Origin of the sequence: Halomonas sp., from assembly GCF_041689495.1 — a bacterium.
Taxonomy (GTDB): Bacteria; Pseudomonadota; Gammaproteobacteria; order Pseudomonadales; family Halomonadaceae; genus Halomonas.
This window is the reverse complement of record NZ_JBDNGD010000412.1, coordinates 1-2,913: the sequence shown is the minus strand read 5'-3', so window position 1 is coordinate 2,913 and position 2,913 is coordinate 1. Positions and strand designations below refer to the sequence as shown.

3 protein-coding genes are annotated in these 2,913 nt (G+C 64.3%); 1 reads left to right on the top strand and 2 read right to left on the bottom strand.

The genetic code is table 11. The features are described 5' to 3' along the window. The coding region (locus tag ACESMD_RS12855; RefSeq protein WP_372613766.1) for a branched-chain amino acid ABC transporter permease at positions 1 to 916 on the bottom strand (916 nt) is incomplete at its 3' end. A gap of 86 nt (positions 917 to 1,002) precedes the next feature. Continuing rightward, a complete protein-coding gene (locus ACESMD_RS12850) occupies positions 1,003 to 2,145 on the bottom strand; it encodes an ABC transporter substrate-binding protein (RefSeq protein WP_372613764.1) in 1,143 nt (380 codons plus the stop codon). 151 nt (positions 2,146 to 2,296) lie between these two features. Here ACESMD_RS12850 and rsd point away from each other — a divergent pair, with 151 nt between their 5' ends. After that, the gene (rsd, locus tag ACESMD_RS12845; RefSeq protein ID WP_372613762.1) at positions 2,297 to 2,797 is read left to right on the top strand and encodes a sigma D regulator; all 501 of its coding nucleotides are present in this window, start codon (positions 2,297 to 2,299) and stop codon (positions 2,795 to 2,797) included. Positions 2,798 to 2,913 lie beyond the last annotated feature (116 nt).

The window sequence follows — 2,913 nt, the reverse complement described above, 5'->3', positions numbered from 1 at the left end:
CATTGGCGGCAAAGAGTCCCTTGGGTTTGAAGGCGAGAATCACCGCCATGAGGATGTAGATCAGCATGGCGGCCAGGGCCGTTCCGACCCCGGCGGCGTCCGACGGACTCATGAAGAGGCCGAACAGGGCGGGCAGGAAGCCCCGGCCCAGGGTATCCACCACGCCGACCAGGATGGCGCCGAGCAGTGCTCCCTTGATCGAGCCGATACCGCCGATGACGATCACCACGAAGGCCAGTATCAGCACCGGCTCCCCCATGCCCACTTGCACCGACTGCAGGGCGCCGACCAGGGCGCCGGCGAGGCCGGCCAGGCCGGCGCCCAGGGCGAACACCAGGGTATAGAGCCGGGTGATGTTGACCCCCAGGGCGCCGATCATCTCACGGTCACTCTCGCCGGCACGGATACGCATTCCCAGCCGGGTGTGGGAGATCAGCAGGTAGAGGCCGGTGGCGACGACCACGCCGACGGCGATGATCACCAGGCGATAGATCGGATAGCGCGACCCGCCCGGGAGGGCCACCGAGCCCGACAGGAGTTCCGGCGGGCTAAGCCAGAGGGGCGAGGAGCCGAACAGCCAGCGCGTCCCCTCGGAAAAGATCAGGATCAGCGCAAAGGTGGCCAGCACCTGATCCAGGTGCTGGCGATGATAGAGGCGACGGATCACCAGCAGCTCGACCAGGGCGCCCACCGCCGCTGCCGCCAGTATCCCGGCCACCAGGCCGAGCAGGAAGGACCCGGTGGCGCCGGTCACCGTGGCGGTGACGAAGGCGCCGACCATGTAGAAGGCACCGTGCGCCAGGTTGATCAGCCCCATCACCCCGAACACCAGCGTCAGGCCGCTGGCCATCAGGAAGAGCATGGTGCCGAGTTGCAGGCCGTTGATCAGTTGTTCGACAAGCAGGGTAGCGCTCAAGACGGGGGATCCGTGGCCTGGGGCGAGAAACACCGGGCCGCGGACGGCCCGGACGTGCTGTCACATTCGTTGGTGGTATCGGGCTATCACATCTGGCACTGCTCGGCGTAGACATCCTGGATGTCCTCGATGGCGAGTCCGACCAGGCGATTGGTCGGCTCACCGTCGTCACCCTCGACCACCTCGCGGACATGGATGTCCTGAATCGGGTGCTGGTTCGAACCGAAGCGGAACTTGCCGCGCACCGAAGCGAAATCGGCCTCGCGCAGGGCCTCGCGGAAGGCCGCCTTGTCGTCGGGATGGGCCTTTTCCAGGGCACTGAGGATCAGGCGGGCGGTATCGTATCCCTGGGCCGCATAAAGGGTCGGGTTGCGATCATGGGCCTCGCGGAAGCCGTCGACGAAGGCCCGGTTGGCGTCGTTCTCCATGTCATAGGCCCACTGCGAGGTATTCATGGTGCCGATGGCGGCATTGCCCACTGCCTTGATGATGATCTCGTCGAAGGAGAAGGCCGGGCCGAACATGGGCAGGTCGACCCCCGAATTCTCCCACTGCTTCATGAAGGAGATCCCCATGCCGCCGGGCAGGAAGAAGAACAGGCTGTCGGCATCGCTGGCGCGGATCTGGGCGATTTCCGCGGCATAGTCGGTCTGGCCCAGCTGAGTGTAGATCTCGTCGGCGACCTCGCCCTCATAGAGGTGCTTGAAGCCGGCCAGGGCATCGGTGCCGGCGGGATAGTTCGGGGCCATCAGCAGGGGATTCTCGAATCCCTGTTCACGCATGTAGGCGCCCATGGCACCGTGGAGATTGTCGTTCTGGTAGGCCACGTTGAAGTAGTTCTCGTGGCACATGCGCCCGGCAAGATCCGACGGACCGGCGTTGGGCGAGAGGTAGAAGGTGCCCTGGCGTACCACCGAGGGCACCACGGCCATGGCCAGGTTGGACCAGATGATGCCGGTCATGATGTCGACCTCATCGCGTTGCATGAACTCGTTGGACAGCGACTTGGCGAGGTCGGGGCGGCGGGCGTCATCCTGGATGAGCACCTCGATATCGCCGCGGCCCGATTGCTCGATGGCGAGCATGAAACCATCGCGGACGTCCACACCGAGGTGGGAGCCGCCACCGGAGAGGGTGGTGATCATGCCGATCTTCACCTCTTCGGCATGGGCCAGGCCCAGGCTGGAGCTGATCAAGAGGCCGAGGCCGAGACGGGCGAGCGTTTTCATTGGATTCCCTTTTTTGTGTATCACGAGCCAATATCCTGGCGGTATCGACGCTTCCGGGCAAGAGGATTGACAGCGAGGGCGGCAGGGGTGAGTCTGTTGTTTCCCGGTCGGATGATCGTTGTCATCGGCTCCGCGTAGCAAGGAGGCGCCCATGCTGGAAGATTGCAAGACGGCTCAGGATCGCTGGGGCGGGGTCCATGCACTCATCGACCGCTGGCTCGACGAACGCCGCGCATTGCTGGTGAGCTTCATCGAGCTCAAGGAGGCCTGCAACGTCGAACTCGAGGCGGTGTACAAGGCGCGTATCGATACCTTCAGTCAGTTGCTGATGGATTATATCAGCGCCGGCCATTTCGAGGTCTACCCCCAGCTGCGTGACGAGGCCGAAGCCTTCGGTGACGACGAGGCCCATGCCATTGCCGATCGGCTCCTGGCGCGTCTCGAGATGTCCACCGAACTGGTCCTCGATTTCGATAATGATTACCAGAGCCCGGTGCGTTGCCGGCAGAACCTGGCCCGCCTTCCCGCCTGGCTCGATCGGCTTGTCAGAGGGCTTTCCGAGCGCTTCGCCCTGGAAGATCAACTGATCGCTCGCCTGCACGCCGTCCATGCACCGCAAGCCGCCCAGGCCCAGGCCGAATCCCGCCTCTGAGAGCGCCAGCGCACCGTGCGCTAGCCCTGACTCCCACAACACGCCCGATGCGCCTTGCGGCTTATCGGGCCTACTGGATTGTACTCCTGAGCGCTAGGCGCTAGGCGCTAGGCGCT